The 19,803-nt window shown below is 62.6% G+C and carries 20 protein-coding genes; 12 read left to right on the forward strand and 8 right to left on the reverse strand.

The window, feature by feature from the left end; genetic code table 11:
- Window positions 1–203: 203 nt before the first annotated feature.
- The gene (locus tag RBH20_RS13540; protein WP_306709449.1) at window positions 204–2,294 is read left to right on the forward strand and encodes an alpha-amylase family glycosyl hydrolase; all 2,091 of its coding nucleotides are present in this window, start codon (window positions 204–206) and stop codon (window positions 2,292–2,294) included.
- A 92-nt stretch (window positions 2,295–2,386) separates the two neighbouring features.
- Window positions 2,387–3,553, forward strand: a complete 1,167-nt coding sequence (locus RBH20_RS13545) for an ABC transporter ATP-binding protein (protein WP_306709451.1) — start codon at window positions 2,387–2,389, stop codon at window positions 3,551–3,553.
- 113 nt (window positions 3,554–3,666) lie between these two features.
- Here the strand turns inward: RBH20_RS13545 and RBH20_RS13550 are convergent, their stop codons facing one another.
- Window positions 3,667–5,685 (reverse strand): glycoside hydrolase family 15 protein, encoded by a 2,019-nt coding sequence (locus RBH20_RS13550; RefSeq protein ID WP_306709453.1) that lies wholly within the window; start codon window positions 5,683–5,685, stop codon window positions 3,667–3,669.
- Window positions 5,686–5,859: 174 nt separating this feature from the next.
- Here RBH20_RS13550 and RBH20_RS13555 point away from each other — a divergent pair, with 174 nt between their 5' ends.
- On the forward strand, window positions 5,860–6,912 hold the full coding sequence (locus RBH20_RS13555; RefSeq protein WP_306709456.1) for a TrmB family transcriptional regulator: 1,053 nt from the start codon (window positions 5,860–5,862) through the stop codon (window positions 6,910–6,912).
- Window positions 6,913–6,943: 31 nt separating this feature from the next.
- On the opposite strand, the gene RBH20_RS13560 is transcribed toward RBH20_RS13555, so the two are convergent.
- Together RBH20_RS13560 and RBH20_RS13565 are read right to left on the reverse strand one after the other, a co-directional pair.
- Window positions 6,944–7,411, reverse strand: coding sequence for a type IV pilin N-terminal domain-containing protein (locus RBH20_RS13560; RefSeq protein WP_306710463.1), 468 nt, complete (start codon window positions 7,409–7,411; stop codon window positions 6,944–6,946).
- A 108-nt stretch (window positions 7,412–7,519) separates the two neighbouring features.
- The gene (locus RBH20_RS13565; protein WP_306709458.1) at window positions 7,520–8,518 is read right to left on the reverse strand and encodes a glutathione S-transferase family protein; all 999 of its coding nucleotides are present in this window, start codon (window positions 8,516–8,518) and stop codon (window positions 7,520–7,522) included.
- 220 nt (window positions 8,519–8,738) lie between these two features.
- Here RBH20_RS13565 and RBH20_RS13570 point away from each other — a divergent pair, with 220 nt between their 5' ends.
- Both RBH20_RS13570 and RBH20_RS13575 read left to right on the forward strand, forming a co-directional pair.
- On the forward strand, window positions 8,739–9,272 hold the full coding sequence (locus RBH20_RS13570) for a 50S ribosomal protein L16 (protein WP_306709461.1): 534 nt from the start codon (window positions 8,739–8,741) through the stop codon (window positions 9,270–9,272).
- A 239-nt stretch (window positions 9,273–9,511) separates the two neighbouring features.
- On the forward strand, window positions 9,512–9,706 hold the full coding sequence (locus RBH20_RS13575) for a hypothetical protein (RefSeq protein ID WP_306709463.1): 195 nt from the start codon (window positions 9,512–9,514) through the stop codon (window positions 9,704–9,706).
- Window positions 9,707–9,774: 68 nt separating this feature from the next.
- Here the strand turns inward: RBH20_RS13575 and RBH20_RS13580 are convergent, their stop codons facing one another.
- On the reverse strand, window positions 9,775–10,206 hold the full coding sequence (locus RBH20_RS13580) for a universal stress protein (protein ID WP_306709465.1): 432 nt from the start codon (window positions 10,204–10,206) through the stop codon (window positions 9,775–9,777).
- Window positions 10,207–10,382: 176 nt separating this feature from the next.
- Here RBH20_RS13580 and RBH20_RS13585 point away from each other — a divergent pair, with 176 nt between their 5' ends.
- Entirely contained in the window at window positions 10,383–11,246 is an 864-nt protein-coding gene (locus RBH20_RS13585; RefSeq protein WP_306709468.1) for a RimK family alpha-L-glutamate ligase, read from the forward strand.
- A gap of 52 nt (window positions 11,247–11,298) precedes the next feature.
- Here RBH20_RS13585 and RBH20_RS13590 read toward each other — a convergent pair whose 3' ends face one another.
- Window positions 11,299–11,685 carry an Hsp20/alpha crystallin family protein gene (locus RBH20_RS13590; RefSeq protein ID WP_004590910.1) on the reverse strand — a complete coding sequence of 129 codons (387 nt, stop codon included), beginning with the start codon at window positions 11,683–11,685 and terminating at the stop codon, window positions 11,299–11,301.
- 201 nt (window positions 11,686–11,886) lie between these two features.
- On the opposite strand from RBH20_RS13590, the gene gap reads away from it, so the two are divergent.
- Both gap and pgk read left to right on the forward strand, forming a co-directional pair.
- A complete protein-coding gene (gene gap, locus RBH20_RS13595) occupies window positions 11,887–12,891 on the forward strand; it encodes a type I glyceraldehyde-3-phosphate dehydrogenase (protein WP_188975261.1) in 1,005 nt (334 codons plus the stop codon).
- Window positions 12,892–13,212: 321 nt separating this feature from the next.
- Window positions 13,213–14,415 carry a phosphoglycerate kinase gene (gene pgk, locus RBH20_RS13600; protein WP_306709474.1) on the forward strand — a complete coding sequence of 401 codons (1,203 nt, stop codon included), beginning with the start codon at window positions 13,213–13,215 and terminating at the stop codon, window positions 14,413–14,415.
- On the opposite strand, the gene RBH20_RS13605 is transcribed toward pgk, so the two are convergent.
- Entirely contained in the window at window positions 14,412–14,558 is a 147-nt protein-coding gene (locus tag RBH20_RS13605) for a hypothetical protein (protein ID WP_306709476.1), read from the reverse strand. The two genes, pgk and RBH20_RS13605, sit on opposite strands and share 4 nt — an antisense overlap.
- Before the next feature lie 128 nt (window positions 14,559–14,686).
- Between RBH20_RS13605 and RBH20_RS13610 the strand changes: the two genes are divergently transcribed.
- On the forward strand, window positions 14,687–15,265 hold the full coding sequence (locus RBH20_RS13610; RefSeq protein ID WP_306709478.1) for a riboflavin synthase: 579 nt from the start codon (window positions 14,687–14,689) through the stop codon (window positions 15,263–15,265).
- Here RBH20_RS13610 and RBH20_RS13615 read toward each other — a convergent pair.
- A complete protein-coding gene (locus RBH20_RS13615; protein WP_306709480.1) occupies window positions 15,262–16,296 on the reverse strand; it encodes a PrsW family intramembrane metalloprotease in 1,035 nt (344 codons plus the stop codon). The genes RBH20_RS13610 and RBH20_RS13615 overlap by 4 nt on opposite strands.
- A gap of 165 nt (window positions 16,297–16,461) precedes the next feature.
- Here RBH20_RS13615 and pdxT point away from each other — a divergent pair, with 165 nt between their 5' ends.
- From pdxT to RBH20_RS13630, 3 genes are all read left to right on the forward strand, one after another.
- The gene (gene pdxT / locus RBH20_RS13620; RefSeq protein WP_306709482.1) at window positions 16,462–17,055 is read left to right on the forward strand and encodes a pyridoxal 5'-phosphate synthase glutaminase subunit PdxT; all 594 of its coding nucleotides are present in this window, start codon (window positions 16,462–16,464) and stop codon (window positions 17,053–17,055) included.
- 36 nt (window positions 17,056–17,091) lie between these two features.
- The gene (gene hisE / locus RBH20_RS13625; RefSeq protein ID WP_306709485.1) at window positions 17,092–17,388 is read left to right on the forward strand and encodes a phosphoribosyl-ATP diphosphatase; all 297 of its coding nucleotides are present in this window, start codon (window positions 17,092–17,094) and stop codon (window positions 17,386–17,388) included.
- A 63-nt stretch (window positions 17,389–17,451) separates the two neighbouring features.
- A complete protein-coding gene (locus RBH20_RS13630; protein WP_306709487.1) occupies window positions 17,452–19,389 on the forward strand; it encodes a response regulator in 1,938 nt (645 codons plus the stop codon).
- 20 nt (window positions 19,390–19,409) lie between these two features.
- Here RBH20_RS13630 and RBH20_RS13635 read toward each other — a convergent pair whose 3' ends face one another.
- The gene (locus tag RBH20_RS13635) at window positions 19,410–19,727 is read right to left on the reverse strand and encodes an ASCH domain-containing protein (RefSeq protein WP_306709489.1); all 318 of its coding nucleotides are present in this window, start codon (window positions 19,725–19,727) and stop codon (window positions 19,410–19,412) included.
- Window positions 19,728–19,803: the final 76 nt, after the last annotated feature.

A 19,803-nucleotide genomic window follows, 5' to 3' on the forward strand; every position in this document is an offset into this window, starting at 1 on the left:
ATGGGATGAAATAGTCCTTCATAACTTAAATCATTCGGAAATAGAAGAAGACAATGATGATAGATTCCGGAGATCGACGTGACATCGCCTCGCAATGTATCGGTTTCAGCAAATCGGAGATAGTAGAATAGGCGAAGTAATATTTTTTCTAAAATCTAACCAGAAGCGTAACACTCACACTACCGACCCCGCACCGTAGGCGTATGCACTATCCAGGACCGCCGCGGTTCGCCACCGTCGGCGAATCGGTGGAACTGGCCCCGCGCCAGCCCGATCCCGACATGGTTGCCGAGTGGCGGGTAGTCGAGCGGCCAGCGGCGAGTACAGCAACGCTTGGCGACGTCCCAGTCTGTCACTTCGAACCAGACGCCCCGGGTGTCTATCGAGCCGAGCTAACCGTCGCAGACGGTACACACGAGCAGGTCATCCGAGCGTTCCCGGACGTCACCGAGACGGCTCGGTTCAGCGTCACGGCGGACGACTTCGACGACGGCAGCGATCTCCCCGTTGCCGACCGCGCCATCGTCATCGGAAAGTTCAACGACTTCACGATGGGAACCCACTGGGCCGAACGCGACGGCGACGAGTGGGTCATCGAGACCGAACTCCCGCCGGGGACCCACCACGCGATTTTCAGTTTCGACGGCTCCTTCAAGTCGACCGCGACCGACGAGGTCACTATCGAAGGTCCCGGTCGTCCCCGGGTCGAACTCACCAGTGAAACGGTGGATGCGGACCTCGTCGTCTCGGCGGACGCCCGCGCGGCCCCGTCGGGGAGCGAACCGGAAGTCGAATTCTATCTTGACGGCCGAGATGCACTGGCGGAGTCGGCCGTGACCGTCGACGGCGACAAACTTCGGGTCCCACGCGAAACACTGCCTGAAACGGCCCGGATTCACGCGGTCGCCGTCGCAGAGCGCCACAGTGTCGCGGACACGCTAGTCGTGGAATGTGGCAAGAAAAGCGAGGACACAGGCGCGGGCGAGACGATATCTGTCTCGCGGCCGGCCGACCCGCCGGCCTGGGCCGGCGACGCCACCATCTACGAGATATTCGTCCGGTCGTTCGCCGGCGAGACCGTCGACACGACCTTCGAGGCCATCGAGCGGCGGGTCCCCTACATCGAGTCGCTGGGCGTCGACGTGGTGTGGCTCACCCCCGTCCAGGCGAGTCCGACCCGGCACGGCTACCATATCACCGATTTCTTCGACACCGCCACGGACCTAGGGACGCGCGCGGCGTTCGAGTCGCTGGTCGACCAGCTCCACGACGCCGGAATTCGGGTTGTCTTCGACCTGGTCCTCAACCACAGCTCGCGGGACCACCCGGCGTTCCAGCTCCACCGAGCCGGCGTCCCCGAGTACGCCGACTACTACGAGCGAATCCCGGCATCGCAGGATGTCTCCGACGTCGACTGGGCGGGCGAAGACGCGCCGGGGCACTACTTCAACTGGACGCGGATTCCGAACCTCAACTACGACTCGCTCGACGTCCGGCGCTGGATGCTCGACGTGGTCGACGAGTGGCGCGACGTGGTCGATGGGTTCCGCTGTGACGTGGCCTGGGGCGTGCCACACGGCTTCTGGAAGGAGGTCCGCGAGCGGGTGAAAGCCGACGACCCGGAGTTCCTGCTGCTCGACGAGACGGTCCCGCGTGACGCTGCCTTCGCCGAGAACGAGTTCGACCTCCACTACGACACGGACCTGTTCGACACGCTCCGAGATATCGGGACCGGCGAGGAACCGGCGTCGGCGCTGTTCGAAGCGCTCGACGCGACGGCCGGGCACGGCTATCCCGACCGCGCCGGCCACATGCGATACGTCGATAACCACGACGAGGACCGCTACATCGACGAATGCGGGGCCGCGTCACTGCGGGCGGCTGTGGGGGCCACGTTCACGCTCCCCGGGACGCCGATGATATACGCCGGGCAGGAGCGCGGCGTCGAACAGCAACGCGGGACGATGCGCTGGCACGACGGCGACAACGCCTTGACCGACTTCCACCGGCGACTGGTGGCGTTACGAGCGGACCACGCGGCACTGAGCGCGCCCGGGGTGCGCCCGGTTGCCCATACCGTCGAAACGGGCGATTCGGACAGCGTTATCGCGTACGAGCGCACCGACGGCGATGAGACGCTGGTGGTCGTTCTGCACTTCGGTGAGGGAACAGCGACAGTCTCGCTCGACACCCCAGCCGGGGACACCGACCTTCTCAGCGGTGACTCTGTCAATAGCGACGGGACAGTCGAGGTCAGCGATATTGTCGTGGTACCGGTGGCGAGAGAGCGCTGACAGCACTCGGTTCCACAACCGTACTGACTCTGCTAGAACTTCTATGAAAAATCCCATCAAACTTATTAGCGATGGGTGTGAGACTCTGTGTAATGGCGAGTCTCGAACTAGACGGTCTCCGCAAGGAGTTCGACGGTGGCTCCATCGTGGCGGTCGACGACATCGACCTGTCCATCGACGATGGGGAGTTCGTAACGGTCGTCGGCCCGTCGGGGTGTGGGAAATCGACGACACTGCGGATGATTGCCGGGCTTGAGCGACCGACAAGCGGCCGGATCCGCATTGGTGACGAGGACGTGACGGACGTTCATGCCCGCAAGCGCGACGTGGCGATGGTGTTCCAGAACTACGCGCTGTACCCGCACAAGTCCATCCGGCAGAACATGGCGTTCGGTCTCCGGATGAGCACGGACCTCTCGAAGGAGGAACGGCAAGAGCGAGTCACCGAGACGGCAGAAATGATGGGTATCGGGGACCTGCTCGATGACACGCCGGACCAGCTTTCCGGCGGGCAGAAACAGCGAGTCGCCCTCGGGCGTGCCATCGTCCGGGAGCCGGATGTGTTCCTCTTCGACGAGCCACTCAGCAACCTCGATGCGAAGCTTCGGACGACGATGCGGACGGAAATCCAGCGCCTGCAAGAGGAACTCGGAATTACGGCCGTCTACGTCACGCACGATCAGGAGGAAGCAATGACGATGGGCGACCGCATCGTCATCCTCAACGACGGGGAACTCCAGCAGGCCGGCCAGCCAAAGACGGTGTACGAGAACCCAACCAACCAGTTCGTCGGCGGCTTCGTCGGCTCGCCCTCGATGAATTTCCTCGACGTGACCACGGAGCCGCTCAGCAGCGGCGTGCGGCTCACCGGCGCTAACGACGACTTCTCCTATGACCTCACGGGCGGCCGTGCCAATGCATTCGGCGACAGCCAGCGTGGGTCGTACGTGCTGGGGATCCGACCGGAACACGTTTCGGTCAGCGACGGGGGCGACCAGAACGCCGTCCCGGCAACGGTCGACGTGCTCGAACCCATCGGCAGCGACAACTACCTCTATCTCGACTTGGGTGAATCGAAGACCGGGTTCGAGGGCGACGGCGCGCCGGATTTCATCGCCAGGGTGAGCACCGACGTGGAGCCGGCCATCGGCGATCAAGTACAGGTGTCGTTCGACGAATCCGCTGTCCATCTGTTCGATTCGGAGACTGGCGAGGCAGTCACAGCCGGCGAGGACGCGCCTGTCGCAGCACCGCAGTAGGGCATCGGTACCTGTTTTCGGTCGTCGCCGCTGTTCTCGACCGTAGTTGCTGTTTTCGGCCATCGACTCCCACCTTCGGGATTTTCCGAAGTGAATGGGCCGCGTAGAAAGAGTTATTCGCGGACGCTCAGCGGCTCGGCAGTGAGTTCCTCGGCGTCAGTGAGGTGGGCCACCGTTGCCAGCCGGAGCGCGTGGGGCCAGCCAAGCGGCGTGCCACAGTCTGGCGTCCCGTCGTCAAACAGTTGCTCGGGGAGGTAGCCGCTGGGCTGAACGAGCGAGCCGCCGGGGAGAATCTCCTCCAGCAAGTCCCGTGATCGGGCGTAGGCCCCCGTTGCTCGGCTGTCGTCGGCATCACGCAGGAGGGCACCCAGCTGGGCGGCACTGTTTGCGCCCCACGCCGTCGAGACGCTCCAGATTTTCTCGCGGTCCTGTGAGCCACATCGCCAGTCGTCGCCCTCGAAGCGGATGAGGCCGCGGATGTCGCCGGTGTCCCGCTCTAGCCCGTCGAGTGTCGTCTCGACGTGGGTGTAGAGCCGGTCGCGGGTCGCCGCCGGCAGGTCGATAGCCTTGGCAGCGACGCGACAGGCGGCGGGGAGGGCCAGCGTCGCGGAGTCCAGTCGGTCGTCGATGGCCCCGTCGTGTTCACGAAGGGCGTAGCGGTCGCCGGTCCACAGCGCGTCCAGCGACGAAAGCACCGTTTCGGCCTGTGACCGGGCGTGGTCTCGGAGCGTGGCACAGACGGGCGCGCGGGCGACGGCCGCGTAAGCGTGCAAGAAGGTTGCAGCGGTGTGCGTGAACCGGCCCTGCATGTTCTCCCAGGCGTTCTGGCAGGCAATGGGGAGGCCGTCGTCAGCCAACGTGTCATCGATGCTCTCGACGGCGCGCCCAAGCGTGGCTTCGATGCACTCCGGGTCAGCCGGCTCGCCGGTCCGGAGGTACGTCGCGAGGAAGGTGGTCACACTCGCGGTTTGGTCGGCCTGATAGTCCGCGTCCGAGCCGCTTTCGAGCCGAGCATTTGCCCAGCCCGGCGCGAGCGTCTCGTCGCCGGGCCAGACACGGTGGGGCCAGCTTCCGTCCGGTTGCTGCGTGCGACAGTAGAATTCAGCGGAGCGCTGATGCCACGCATCGAGTCCGAGGTCGAACATCCCGTCGGCTTCGAGCAGGAACGCCGATATCTCGGCGTCGTCGCGGAACCACGTGTAGCCGTAGCCGCCGGAGGTGACGTAGTACGGGTCGAAGTCGGGTGCAGCGATTCTGGCCCCGTTCGTAGCTGAAAGCAGCGAGAGGACCCGGAGGTCGGCCACGACGCTTTCACGGCTCGGCGTGTCCGCGGGGACGCGCCATCGCCGCTGTGCCTGGCCTGCTTCGAGCAGCGTCTCAGCGGTGTAGTGGTCGCTCACCAGCCGGTCAATGGTCGACAGCGCCGCGTCACGACCGGTTTCGTCCGTATCCGTCAGCAGCGTCGTCAGCGTGACGCCGCCGTCGACGAACGGCGCGGACAGCAGAACTCCGCCGGTTAGCGTCGTATCCTCGTACCGGCGCGCTCCGGTGTCTCGGGGGAACGAGACCGGGTCGTCGTCGACGAGTTCGGAGAACCGCTCGGGAATCTGGCCCGCAGCAGTGTCGAGTTCGGTAGAGACGCCGATGAAGTCGTGTTCGGAGCGGTGGTAGGCCTCAACCGTGTCTCCGTGCATCAGCAGGCTCTGCTGGCCGGTCCGCCCATCCGGTGCGAAATCGACGAACGCCCGCAGCGACACGTCAGCGGGCGCGTCACCGCGAAGTTCGAACCGGGTGACGTGGGCCTGTTCGATGGTGCAGTCCGTCTGGACGACAGCCCAGTCGCCGCGGTCGTGAATGGTCTCGACGACGCCGGTGTCGCCGCGATACCGCTGGTCAGCATCGGCGCTGAACCACGTCGTTGAACCTGTTTCGATGCCGAACCGCGAGCGGTCGATCCCTGTGAGCCCACACAGCGGATAGGAGTAGTCCCGCAACGAGCCGTCGCTGTCGACGTGCACTAACCGGCTGTCGAGTCCGGAGAAACTGCCCGTCGTAGAGCGGAGTTCGCCCGGGAACTGCTGCCGGCGGTCCCGGGTCCGCTTGAAGTCGTTGAGTGCCGTCCGGAGCGTCATTGGAGAGAGACACCACTGCAGGGGATATAAAATATGGTGTAATAGTTTTTCATTCTTGTGAGTCGTGGTGTCGGGACAGCCGAGGGCGCGTCCCCTCGCTGGTGGCTTTGAGGACTTTTCAGGGTACACAGCACCGAAACACAGTTATCCGCCGCCGTTACCAGATGTGAACAGATGGACGATTCGACTCTCAGGGACAGGCTGGAACAACTGGGCCTGTCGGAGAAGGAAGTCGACACGTACCTGTCGATTCTCGGCAGCGGCGAGGCCACAGCCAGCGAAATCGCCGACGACACCGGCGTTTCCAAACGGTACGTCTACAGCATCAGTGAATCGCTCGAAGACCGCGGATTCGTCGAGGTCAACGACCATGTCGTGCCCACGACGATCCGCGCCCGACCGCCCGAGGAGGTCATTGATGCCCTGACCGACCGGCTCGAAGAGATGAGCGGCGCGCTCGATTCACGATACTCCGCGAGCGCACGGGAACCCCAGCAGTTCGATGTCATCAAGTCACGGGTGACAGTCATCAAACGGCTCACGGAGTACATCAGAAACGCGGAGCGTGAGATCATGCTGTCGGTTCCACAGCAGTACCTCCCGGAGATTTCGGAGGAACTGGGTGCGGCCGTCGACCGCGGCGTCCTCGTGATGCTGGTCGTCAGCGGCGCTGACGGTCTGCGCTTGGACGACACGAGTGGGCTGGCCTCTGTGGTCCGGTCCTGGGACCAGCCGATGCCGATAATGCTCACCGTCGACGCCCAGTTCGGCCTGGTCTCCCCGACCGAGATGGTGACACGCACGAACTCCGACCAGCGCGCCATCGCCTTTGTCCAGCAACAGCTCGTTCCGGTGCTGTCGGGGTCGTTCCTCGGGAACTACTGGCTGATGGCTACCGAGGAGACCGTCACTGACCCGGCTCCGCTTCCGGCCACCTACCACGACTTCCGCCACGCCGTCCTCCAGGCGACGCTCCACCTGCGCGCCGGCCACGATATCCACGTCTCTGCAGAAGTGCGGGCCGTACAGGCCGACGACGACACCGCCACCATCGAGGGGACCGTCGTCGAGACGAAACAGGGCGTCGCCGAGCCACAGACCAACTCCTACCCCATCGAACACACGCTGGTCGTCGACATCGGCGACCGGACTGTCTCGCTTGGGGGCTCCGGGTCGTTCCTCGAAGACTACGAAACCGACGCAGTCACACTCTCGCTGGCCGAGTGATGGACTTCGTCCCGCCTGAAATTCGGGCGACTCAGTTGCGCTGGCTCGGGTCCGGCCAGCGATAGATAACGTACGTTTCCGACTCCGGTTCGTCAGCGGGGTTCCAGACGAGTCGAAGCGTCGCGTCATGCAGGTCCAGCGGTGCTCCGCTACCAGTGAACTGCCCCTGATGTATCGTAATTTCTGTCCCCGACGTAATCCGGGTTGAGGCCTGCGCCTGTATTGGATTAGTGTCGAGCGTCACGTCGCTGCCGTCAGCTCGCTTGGCATCGGAGACGACGACAGAGAGGTTGTCCCTGTAGACAGTGTCACCGCTGCTGAAGCTGAGATTTAGATACTCTCCATTGCCGGTGGTCCGTTCGTTGTAGTCGGCCACGATAGCGACCTGTGGAGCCTGTGTCGGCTGCTGCTCGCTGAAGCCGAGGGCAAACACGCCGACAGTGGCGGCGAGAATTGCAACAATGCCGACGAGGATAACAACACCAATGACCGGGCTCACAGCCCGCCTTCGCTCATCTACCCGACTCATTGAACAGAGGTGAGAACTGGGTATATAAAAGGAACAGCGTCGACTCAGCGTTCGATATCCGACGGCGATACCACCCGGTTACGCTGTTGGGAACAACGTCTCGGGAAGGTCGCCCGGCAGTTCATCGCGGTTGTGGGCAGCCTCGAAGTCGGGGTCGGGACCCATCGGGACGATGCGTTTCGGGCTCACGTCGGGGTGGGTGGTGTAGTAGTGCTCCGTGATGTGGTCCATGTTCACCGTCTCGGCAACGCCGGGGAGCTGGTAGAGGTCACGGAGGTACGGCCAGAGGTTGTCGTACTCGCGAATGAGCTTGTGGTTGCACATGAAGTGGGTGTGATACACCTCGTCGAAGCGAACGAGCGTCGTAAACATGCAGATGTCCGCCTCGGTCAGGCGGTCGCCGGCAAGGAAGCGCTGATCGTCGAGGACAGCGTCCCAGTGGTCCAGCGCGTCGAACAGTTCCTCGACGGCCTCGTCGTAGGCCGACTGGCTGTCGGCGAAGCCAGACCGATAGACCCCGTTGTTGATCGGCTCGTAGATGTCGTCGATGATGCGGTCGACCTCGTCCTGATAGCCCTCTGGGTAGAGGTCAACATCGTTGTCCGATACGTCGTCGAACTCGGTATCGAGCATCCGGAGGATCTCCTCGGATTCGTTGTTGACGATGGTTCCTTCCTGCTTGTCCCACAGCACCGGCACTGTCACGCGGCAGGTCGCGTCGGGGTCAGCTTCGGCATAGACCTCGCGGAGGTACTCCGACCCGTTGACCGTATCCGGCGTACAGCCCGCCTTCTCGGGCGTGAACTGCCAGCCGTCCTCACCGCGGAAGGGGTCAACGTAGTCGACGGTGATGGCGTCTTCGAGTCCCAGTAGCTTCCGGGCGACTAGAATCCGGTGGGCCCACGGACAGGCGCGGCAGGCGTACAGGTGATACCGGCCAGCTTCGGGCTGGAACCGCGCGTCGGGGTCGTCCTCGATTCGGTCGCGGAAAGTAGTGTCCTGCCGGTCGAAGGCCCCGTCCTCGTTCGTTGTTTCGTATGCGTCGGTGCGCCATTCGCCGTCAACGAGCATATTCATGGTATCTCTGATATGTGCGCAAAGCCTAAAAGAACGCGGTGACAGCGGTGTTACTGGGCCAGTACCGATATTCTCCAGACAACTGAGAACAGGTGCCTCAGCAACCACAGCCATGGTCAGTTTGGGCCCGCTCGCGGTTGTGTGAGACACTACGACACGCCGCCGGGCGGGTTCGAAGCCCTTATTGGGCCGCTCGGCGACGTATTCTCCAAGAGTACCTATGTCGGACAAACCCGCCTCAATGTACCGGGACATCGACAAGCCCGCGTACACCCGACGCGAATACATTACAGGCATTCCCGGGTCGAAGATCGCACAGCACAAGATGGGCCGCAAACAGAAGGACGCCGAGGATTACCCCGTCCAGATCAGCCTCATCGTCGAGGAGACCGTCCAGCTCCGTCACGGCTCGCTGGAGGCCTCCCGCCTGTCGGCCAACCGCCACCTGATCAAGGAAATCGGCGAAGAGGGTGACTACAAGATGACGCTGCGGAAGTTCCCCCACCAGGTCCTGCGCGAGAACAAGCAGGCGACCGGTGCCGGAGCTGACCGTGTCTCCGACGGGATGCGTGCCGCCTTCGGGAAGATCGTTGGCACCGCCGCCCGCGTTCAGGCCGGCGAACAGCTGTTCACCGCCTACTGCAACGTCGAGGACGCAGAGCACGTCAAGGAAGCGTTCCGCCGTGCCTACAACAAGATCACGCCCTCTTGCCGCATCAAAGTTGAGCGCGGCGAAGAGCTGCTGATTGCGTAAGTCAATCAGCAACGTCCGCTCACCGTTCGCAGAACGCGGCGGAGAACTGGTTGTCGTGTAAGTCGGACAGCGGCGTTCTCTCGCCGTTCACAGGCGGGACAGCCGCTCCCGACCTCGTTTTTCAGCGTCACTCCGAAGAGAACCATCCCAGTCGCTGGACATCGCAGTCGTAGCCGCTGTTTTATTGTATGTTATCAGTACCCACAATACTCTTGCACACGTCCCGCGTACCATCTCGTATGGCGTTCCGACTCGCACTCATGGCTCTCGGTGTCCTCGAACTGCTCCGGCCCCGGAAAGTCGTCGACTTCTGGATGGGGCTTGCAGCGACAAACGGTGATGAGGTAGACCTGCGCCCATGGGTGTACAGTGCCGCCCGCGTCGAGGGCGCGCTCCTCGTGCTGTGGGCGCTCCAGCGGCGCAGCAGCGAGTAACTCGGTACAGCGGCTGAGAAACGGCCCGCCAAACCACACGGATGACCGGCGCTGCTAGCGGGTACCCGCTACTTACCGCCGGATAACCGGACCGTTAACACCGGTGCGTCCGCTGTCCGGACGACTTTCTCAGTGACGCTCCCCAGTAGAAACCGGTCCAGACCGCTCCGGCCGTGGGTTCCCATGACGATCATATCGATACCTGCAGTCTCGGCATAGTCGATAATCTCCTCGTAGGGGTCGCCCATTCGGTGCTCGGCGACAACGGCCGCACCGTGGTCGGCGATATCGTCGACAGTCTCGTCAATGACCTGTTCGGTCTGTTTCTGCAGCGATTCGATAGTCGTTGCTTCGGCCGCGGCGCTCCCGAGATACGTCGAATCAACGACAGAGAGCACGTGAATCGTCGCGTCGTGCGTCGCTGCCAGTTCGAGCGCATGTGCGAGCGCCTCGTCTGCACCGTCACTCCCGTCGGTCGGAAACAGAATATCGTCGTACACGCGTGGCCTATTCTCCCCAATATACTTAGTATTTGTCTGACAATTTTGAAGATAGTTGCGTATTCATCCACTCTACCCGCTATTCTGTGGATTGTAGCGGCCGGAACGGGGCGTGCGTTAGGGCCTCGACTGGGTGGCTGCGAGTGTGTTTTATTCCTCCACGACAACGAGAATCCATGCACAGGCTGGCCGTCGCCACGAACGCCGAGACTTTCGATCGGATGCAGGCCCCGCTGGCGGCCCGAGATATCGAGGTGGGCCACGTCGAGACGGCCGAGCGGACGCTGCCACTCGATGAGAGTCCTTTCGACGAGTACGACGTGGGGTTCGTCTATCCCTCTCGAATCATGGAGGGAGCGGTCGCCGACGCCATGCTGGACGTGCCGTGGGTCAACGACCGCGAGGCCATTCTCCGCTCGCGGAACAAGGCCGACGTGCTGGCGCGTCTCGGCCGTGCGGACGTTCCGGTTCCCGAGACCGTCGTCGTATCGAACCCGGCGAGCGAGGCCGAACTAACGGCGGCGTTCGAGCGGTTCGACTCGCCTGTGGTCGTGAAGCCAAACTCGACGACACGCGGCGTCGGCGTCGCGAAAGCCCACGATCTGGACTCGTTTCTCGGGATTGTCGACTACCTCGATCTGGTTCACGACTACCGCGCGGTCGGCGACCAGTCGTTTCTCGTGCAGGAGTACATCGCCGACGCCGCCGACTACCGCGTGATGATCGTCGACGGTGAGTACGTCGGCGCGGTCGAGCGCCGCCTCCCCGAAGCGAGCCGCGAACAGGGTCGGTGGAAGCACAACGTCCACCGCGGGGCCGAGGCCGAAGGGCAGGAACTGCCAGCGGCGCTCCGGGAACTGGCCGAAAGCGCGGCCGACGAACTGGCGATTCCGTACCTCGGCGTCGACCTGCTGGTGACCGAGGACCGCGCAGTGGTCAACGAGACGAACGCCCGGCCGACGATCGACTCGGCGACGAAGTACGAGGACGGCTTCTGGGATGACCTGGCGGCGTTGATACGGCAAACAGCGGAGCGGTAGCGATGCGAGTGCGCTGTTCTCGCCTTTTAAAAAGTAGAACGTGTGCTGCGCGCTACAGTTCGATGTCTGCGGAGTCCTCTTCGGGGTCGAAGGTGACTTCGAGGATGCCGTTGTTGTACGTCGCGGCGGCCGAGTGTTCGTCGACGCGGGTCGGCAGGGTCAGTCGTTCATGGTACTCGCGCTCCGGACTTTCGGCGTTGATCGTGAGGACAGTGCCGTCGCACTTGAGGTCGATTGCGTCCTTGTCGACACCCGGAACGTCGGCGACGACACGGATCTCTTCGTCGGTTTCGTGAACGTCGACGTGGAGGTCGGCCCCACCGCCACCGGTGTCCCGGTCGATGTGGACGTCGCCTTCGGCCCCCATCATCTCGTCCATCATCCGCTCTATTTCCCGGAAGAACTCGTCGAACGGGTCGTCACTGTCATCGCGTCTCATTCCTATAGGTCAGTACGTCCGTCCGTTTCAAAAGCCTTCGGACGAACCTAGTACCTGCCAACAAATACCGTCCAGCGGGCGCTCTCATCTGAGCTGGCACCCTCACTATTAATCATTCGTGCCCGAACACGCATAAACAAACACAAATTTACAACAAATCCGAAAACATTTTACACTGACCGACTGCCATTCTAGACACCAATGAGTAAGCCAGTCCGTGTCGGCCTCAACGGCTTCGGCCGTATCGGCCGCAACGTACTCCGCGCATCGTTACACAACGACGACGTCGAAATCGTCGGCATCAACGACGTCATGGATGATTCTGAGATCGATTACTTCGCCCAGTACGACACTGTCATGGGTGAACTCGAAGGAGCCAGCGTCGACGACGGCGTCCTCACAGTCGAGGGGACCGACTTCGAGGCGGGCATCTTCCACGAGACCGACCCCACACAGCTCCCGTGGGAGGACCTCGATGTGGATGTCGCCTTCGAGGCAACCGGCATCTTCCGCACCAAGGAGGACGCGAGCCAGCATCTCGACGCCGGGGCTGACAAGGTCCTCATCTCCGCACCGCCGAAGGGCGACGAACCGGTCAAACAGCTCGTCTACGGTGTCAACCACGACGAGTACGACGGCGAAGACGTCGTCTCGAACGCCTCCTGTACGACCAACTCCATCACCCCGGTCGCGAAGGTCCTCGACGAGGAATTCGGCATCAACGCCGGCCAGCTAACGACGGTCCACGCCTACACCGGCTCGCAGAACCTGATGGACGGCCCGAACGGCAAGCCCCGCCGTCGCCGCGCGGCCGCCGAGAACATCATCCCGACCTCGACCGGTGCCGCGCAGGCGGCCACTGAGGTCCTGCCCGAGCTTGAGGGCAAGCTCGACGGGATGGCCATCCGCGTCCCGGTGCCGAACGGCTCCATTACCGAGTTCGTCGTCGACCTTGACGACGACGTGACGGAAAGCGACGTTAACGCCGCCTTCGAGGAGGCCGCCGCCGGCGAACTCGAAGGCGTGCTGGGCGTCACGAGCGACGATGTCGTCTCCTCCGACATCCTCGGAGACCCGTACTCCACACAGGTCGACCTGCAGTCGACGAACGTCGTCTCCGGGATGACGAAGATCCTCACCTGGTACGACAACGAGTACGGCTTCTCGAACCGGATGCTCGACGTGGCCGAGTATATCACGGAGTAATCGCTGGCCGACTGCTTCGGGGAGGCCCGATTGGCAACGGCAGGAAGATTTATAATTATTGTTCACTAGGTTTCGATACACAGAGAGCCCGAGCCAGTGCCTGACCACTGGCCATCTCTGTGTGTCAGCACAGACAACCGTGCCCGCAATCGACACGCTGTGACCCGGTGTCGGCTGTGCACGGCGCAGGTGTCTCCACCGACTTCCCACCCCCATTTTTACCGTGGCAACCAGAGCAGATAGCGGTGCTACTCCCTCAGCAGGCCACTCGCTGCTCGGACTCGGAAACCGTTAAGCGGTCGGCAGGTTTCCTCTCGAGTGATGACCTTCCAGACGCTCGATGACCTCGACGACGGACAGCGCGTTCTCGTCCGACTCGACCTCAACTCACCGGTGGAGGACGGCACGGTACAGGACAACCGACGGTTCGATCGCCACGCGGAGACGATCAGCGAACTTGTCGACCGTGGGTTCGAGGTCGCGGTGCTGGCCCACCAGGGCCGCCCGGGCCGCGACGACTTCGTCTCGCTTGCGCAACACGCCGACATCCTCGCCGACCACATCGGCCACGACGTGGACTTCGTCGACGAGACTTACGGGCCACAGGCGATTCACGACATCGCTGACCTCGACGGCGGCGACGTACTCGTGCTGGAGAACACGCGGATGTGCGACGACGAACTGCCCGAGGAAGACCCGGAAGTCAAGTCACAGACGGAGTTCGTCCAGACGCTCAAAGGCGAGTTCGATGCCTACATCAACGACGCCTACTCCGCAGCCCACCGCTCGCACGCCTCGCTGGTGGGCTTCCCGCTGGTCATGGACGCCTACGCCGGCCGCGTGATGGAAACCGAGTACGAGGCCAACACCGCCATCGCCGAGAAGGAGTTCGACGGGCAGGTGACGATGGTCGTCGGCGGGACGAAGGCCACCGACGTCATTGACGTGATGACCCACCTCGACGAGACGGTCGACGACTTCCTGCTTGGCGGTATCGCGGGCGAACTCTTCCTGCGGGCCGCTGGTTACCCGGTCGGCTACGACATCGACGACGCGAACCTCTACGACGAGCAGTGGGAGCAAAACAGCGAGAAGATCGAGACGATGCTCGAAGACCACCGCGACCAGATCACGCTCGCGGTCGACCTGGCCTACGAAGACGACGGTGACCGCGCTGAGCAGGCCGTCGACGACATCGAGGAGAAGAGCGTCTCCTACCTCGACGTCGGGAGCGAGACCGTCATGGAGTACTCGCCGATCATCCGGGACTCCGAGGCCGTCTTCGTGAAGGGCGCGCTGGGGATGTTCGAGGACGAGCGGTTCTCGGTCGGCACTGCTGGCGTGCTTGAAGCCATCGCCGACACCGACTGCTTCTCCGTCATCGGCGGCGGCGACACCTCACGAGCTATCGAGATGTACGGAATGGAAGAGAACGAGTTTGGCCACGTCTCTATCGCGGGCGGGGCCTACATCCGGGCACTGACCGGGGCGGAACTGGTCGGCGTCGAAGCGCTCCAGCGCTAACTGCGGCCTTTCGTCTCGGCGTGTCGCAGGTCCCAGTCCTCAATTAGTTCCTCGGGCACCTCGACGATTCGACCGGTTTCGGTCGGCTCCGTCCGTGCGTGACGGGCAGTCCAGTCGTGGTCAGCATTGGGCGTGGCTGCCATACACCGCGTTACCAGCGGCGAGTGTAAATTCCTTCTGCAAGAGTGGTGCAAATAATTACTCGATTCCGAGTCTATATTACGTCTCCGGGAAGCGAAGTGCTTTCCGCCAGCCGCGCCGTATCTGGCATATGTTCACCGGAATCGTCGAGACGACCGGCGAGGTGCAGGCGGTTATTGACGACGAGGGCGGGCGTCGGATGCGGATCGGCGCGCCGTTCGAGGGACTCGACCACGGTCAGTCGATCAGCGTCAGCGGCGTCTGTCTCACCGTCGAGAAGGCGGCCGACGGCGAGTGGTTCGAGGTGTTTCTCGCCCAGGAAACCCTCGCCCGGACGTTCTTCGATGATCTCGACGGTGGTGACCAGGTGAATCTTGAGCGGGCGATGCCCGCCGACGGCCGGTTCGACGGCCACATCGTGCAAGGCCACGTCGATACGACAGCCGAAATCGTCGGTATCGAGCAGGAAGGCGACGACTGGACGTTCACGTTCTCCCTGCCCGAGGCCCATCGGGACTATCTGGTCCAGAAAGGGTCGATAACGGTCGACGGCATCAGTCTCACCGTCGCCGACCGCCGCTCCGAGGCGTTCGACGTGGCGATCATCCCAACGACGTACGCTGAGACGACGCTGTCGGAGAAGTCGGTCGGCGATCCGGTACACTTAGAGGTCGACGTGGTTGCGAAGTACGTCGAACAGCTTGCTTAAGGGTCGAACTCGGTCTGTTCCGGACGAATATCGGTCTCGTCAGGGTCTTCATGTGCACGATTGTACGCCTGCCGATAGGCGCGAATCTTCTTCAGCAACAGAAGCCCGAAGAACGAGTCGTACACGATGACGAAGCCGAAGAACGCCACGAGGAAGTCAACATTGTATATCGTGGCCGCAATAGCCGTAACTGGGCCGGCCAGCGTGTTGTAGACGGCGTGGATGACAGAGGCGATGAGCAACCCTTTCAGGACAATCGGGCCGGCGTCGTCCGGATTGAATTTGGCCAGACCGAGGTAGTAGCCGGCGAAGGCCGAGTAGATGACGTGGCCCGGCCCCGCGAGCGCTCTGACCGCAGTGATGTCGCTGCTGGCGGCGAGTAACTCAACTGTCCCGGTAGCCATCTCGGCGTTTTGGGTGATATACAACGCGTTTTCAATGGTCGCAAAGCCAAGACCCGCGGCAGCACCGTACACCGCGCCGTCGACAACGGTATCGAAGCGGTCATCGCGGAAGGCGTACAGACGCACCGCGAGTTGCTTCACTGTCTCTTCGACAGGGCCAACGATGAGGAAGAAAACAAACACCTGGCCGAGAAACGGGACCAGACCGAACCCGGAGCCGATTGCCTGCACCGGATCGCCCAAGCGGCCGTTGAGAATACCGGCAAAGCCGGCAAACAGCACGCCCAGCAGGAACGTCCCCACGAGCAGTGTCAGCGGCTCCGGCGTAGTCACGTCGGCGTAGTAGATGTAGGCCGCGAGTCCGAGCGCCGGCACGGCGGAGAGAATCGCCATCCCGGCAAACAGTGGCTGGTCGCTGAGTGCGCCGAGGCTCCCGAACGCGAGCTGCAGGAGGAGGATCAGAACGGCCGCAAGGATGACCAGATACCGCAGCATCCGTATTCCGATGTGGTAGAGCCAGTGGGCGAACCGGTCCAGTGTCGACCGGGGCTCCCAAGTCGATATCTCGTAGAGATCAGCAGACCCGTCAGCGTTTGCCTCGACCGGGTCCTGCCGTCGCTTTCCCATGTCTCACGTCTGCATCCCGTCTCACCTAACCGTTTGGTTCGGCTATACCTGAGCGAGCCCTGGGCGGCGGTATGGACGATACTGGGCACAGTCAGGGCAGCCCCGCCGAGACGGACACTTGCAGGAGACGAGAAGCTTTTCGCACGGGGCCACAAACAGGGGTGTATGACGCTACGCGCGGGTGTACTCGCGGTTCAGGGCGATGTCTCTGAACACGGGGACGCAATCGAGCGGGCAGCAGCGGCCCACGACCGGACTGCGGAGGTCGTCGAGATACGCGAGGCAGGGCTGGTCCCGGACTGCGATGTCCTGTTGCTACCAGGCGGGGAATCGACCACGATTTCGCGGCTTATCCACCGGGAAGGTATCGCAGAAGAGATCGAGTCCCACGTCGAGGCCGGCAAGCCGGTGCTGGCGACGTGTGCTGGGCTCATCGTCAGCGCGACCGACGCACAGGACGACCGCGTCGACACGCTGAACGTCATCGATGTCTCCGTCGAACGCAACGCCTTCGGCCGACAGAAGGACAGCTTCGAGGCCCCACTTGACGTGACCGGGCTCGGTGAGTCGTTCCCGGCAGTGTTCATCCGTGCACCGGTCATCGACTACGTGGGCGAGGACATTGAAGTGCTGGCGACGTGGGACGACCGCCCGGTCGCGGTCCGTGACGGGCCGGTCGTCGGCACGTCATTCCATCCCGAACTGACCGAGGACCCACGCATCCACGATCTGGCCTTTTTCGACTCCGTGGAGTCGTAGCGACGGCCTGAAGGCCCCGCTAACCGAACGGCGGCTATGAACGACGACACCGACGACGTTATCGACGAACTGTTCGCTGTCATCGAGGACCGCAAGGCGAACCTTCCCGAAGACTCCTATACGGCGTCGCTGTTCACCCACGAGAAGGGCGAAAACGCCGTGCTGGAGAAGCTCGGCGAAGAGACCACGGAACTGATTCTGGCGGCCAAAGACGACGACACCGAGGAACTGGCCCACGAGTCAGCCGACATCGTCTATCATCTGCTCGTCCTGTTGTCGATGAAGGAGATGGACGTCGACGATTTGCGGACGGAACTGGCCAAGCGACGGTAAGACCACCTCTCGTCAGGTTCAGCGTACGACAGATTGACACTAACACGGTGCATATCAGGGTGTATGGGCCATGTGGCGTCGGGTGTTACAGTCCTCTGTGTCGATGACGAACCGTCGTACGCCGACCTCATCGCGACACATCTCGAACGCAGCGACGAGGCGGTCAACGCCACCGGGGTCATGAGCGCTACAGACGGACTGTCGTATCTGGACGAGCACGACGTGGACTGCATCGTCAGCGACTACGATATGCCCGGTACCGACGGACTGGAGTTTCTAGAAACGGTCCGCGCCAGAGACCCGGACATGCCGTTTCTGCTGTTTACAAGCCAAGGGAGCGAGGCGCTCGCGAGCGAGGCAGTCTCGGCCGGTGTCACCGATTACATTCAAAAAGCGCACGGGACCCAGCAGTACGCCGTGCTCGCGAAGCGAGTCCGAAGCGCAGTTGAGCGAGTCAGAGCCAAAGCAACAGCCAACGCCGCACAGGCACGGACGAAACGGATTCTCGACGCGACGAGCGATGCGGTCCTCGTCAGCGTCGCCGACAGCGTCGTGTACGCGAACCCGGCGGCAGTTGATCTGTTCGGTGCCGCCGACAGCGACGAACTCCGCGACCGAGCGCTGACTGAACTCGTCGAGCCAACGGCGGACGGCGGAGTCGAGACCGTCGAAAGCGTCGTCGAAGACGACCAAACGGCCGGCCAGGTCAGACGGATGATACGGACGCTAGCCGGCAACAGCGTTCAGGCCAGCATCACAGCGTGTGACGTGACCTGGGACGGCAACGACGGCACAGTGTCCGTCATCAGCGACCGGAGCGATACAGACAAGCGCGAGCAGCGACTCGAAGCGCTACACGAGGCCACCCGGCAGTTGATGGCCGCCGAAGTCCACAACGAAGTCGCCGGTATCGGCGTCAACGCCGCCGCAGAGATCATTGGACTCGACGTGAACGCCGTCCACCTCGTCAATGATGACGGACAGTTAGAGCCCGTCGCTGCGACCGCATCGGCCCGGGAGTTGGTCGGTGATCTCCCGACGTTCGAGTCGGGCGACAGCATCGCCTGGCGGGTGTACGAACGTGGCGAGGCGACTGCGGTTCCCGACGTGCGGCTGGAAGCAGACGTGCAGAACCCCGAGACACCGATACGCAGTGAACTGTTTCTGCCACTGGGCGAGTACGGCATTCTAATCGCCGCATCAACCACCATCGACGCCTTCGACGAAGCAGACATCGTCGCTGGACGGGTTCTCGCGGCGAACATGGAAGCGGCCCTTGCCGCCGTCGAGCGTGATAAACAGCTCCGTGACCGTGAGCAGGAACTGTCGACGCAAAACGACCGTCTGGAACAGTTCGCGACAGTCGTCAGCCACGACCTTCGAAACCCATTGAACGTCGCTATCGGTCGGCTGGGTGCATTGAAAGAGGAATGTGACGACGACAACATCACTGCGATAGAGCAGGCACTCGAGCGGATGCAGGCGTTGATAGACGACCTGCTGTTGCTGGCCCGGACCGGCGACAGCATCACCGAGATGGAAACGATAGCACTGGGAACGGCAGTCGAGGACTGCTGGGAGGTCGTCGATACCGGCGACGCGGCGCTGGTGGTCGACACCGACCGCAAGATACAGGCAGACGCAACGCGGCTCAAGCAGTTGCTTGAAAACCTTATCCGAAACGCCATCGAGCACAGCGCCACGGACGAGCAGATGCAGTCTGGCGGTGCCAGCGACTACGACGGTCCGGGCGTGACAATAACGATGAGTGCGATTCCAGGTGGATTCACCGTCTCGGATGACGGCCCGGGCATCCCCGAAGCCGACCGGGAGACGGTGTTCGAAAGCGGCTACTCGACGACGACTGACGGGACCGGATTCGGGCTCTCAATTGTCTCACAGATCGCCGCTGCGCATGGCTGGACAGTCACCCTCACTGAAAGTGACACCGGCGGCGCATGCTTCGAGTTTACTGGTGTCGACGTGGTGTCGGAAGAATAGGGCGCTTAGCTTTCGGGGCGCTACTCGTCGACGGGCGCAAACCGGTGGCGGACGACATCGCTGTCGTCGTCCCACTCGAAGCTGCCGTGGACTTTCTTCATTCGGTTCTTGTACGCAGCGAGGTCCTCTGACCCCTCTCGCTGTGCGTCCTCGTCAGTCATGTCGCCAAGCGTCCGGTGTGTTACGTCTGTCACCTCAAACTCGGTGCCGTCGATATCGAACGTGTCGCCCTCATCAGCGTACTGGTGACCACGGTGCATCTGAGTGACCCGCCCCTCAGCGGCCATCTGCTGGACGTGGTCGTTGGGCAGAATCTCGCCGGCGTCAATCTGTGCCATACCGAAACTGTGTCCGGGACGCTCAAAAACATGACTCGCAACAGTTTGGGGCGCGATTGAACGCGCTTTTACGCTC

The sequence above is a fragment of the Haloarcula sp. H-GB4 genome (assembly GCF_030848575.1).
GTDB lineage: Archaea > Halobacteriota > Halobacteria > Halobacteriales > Haloarculaceae > Haloarcula.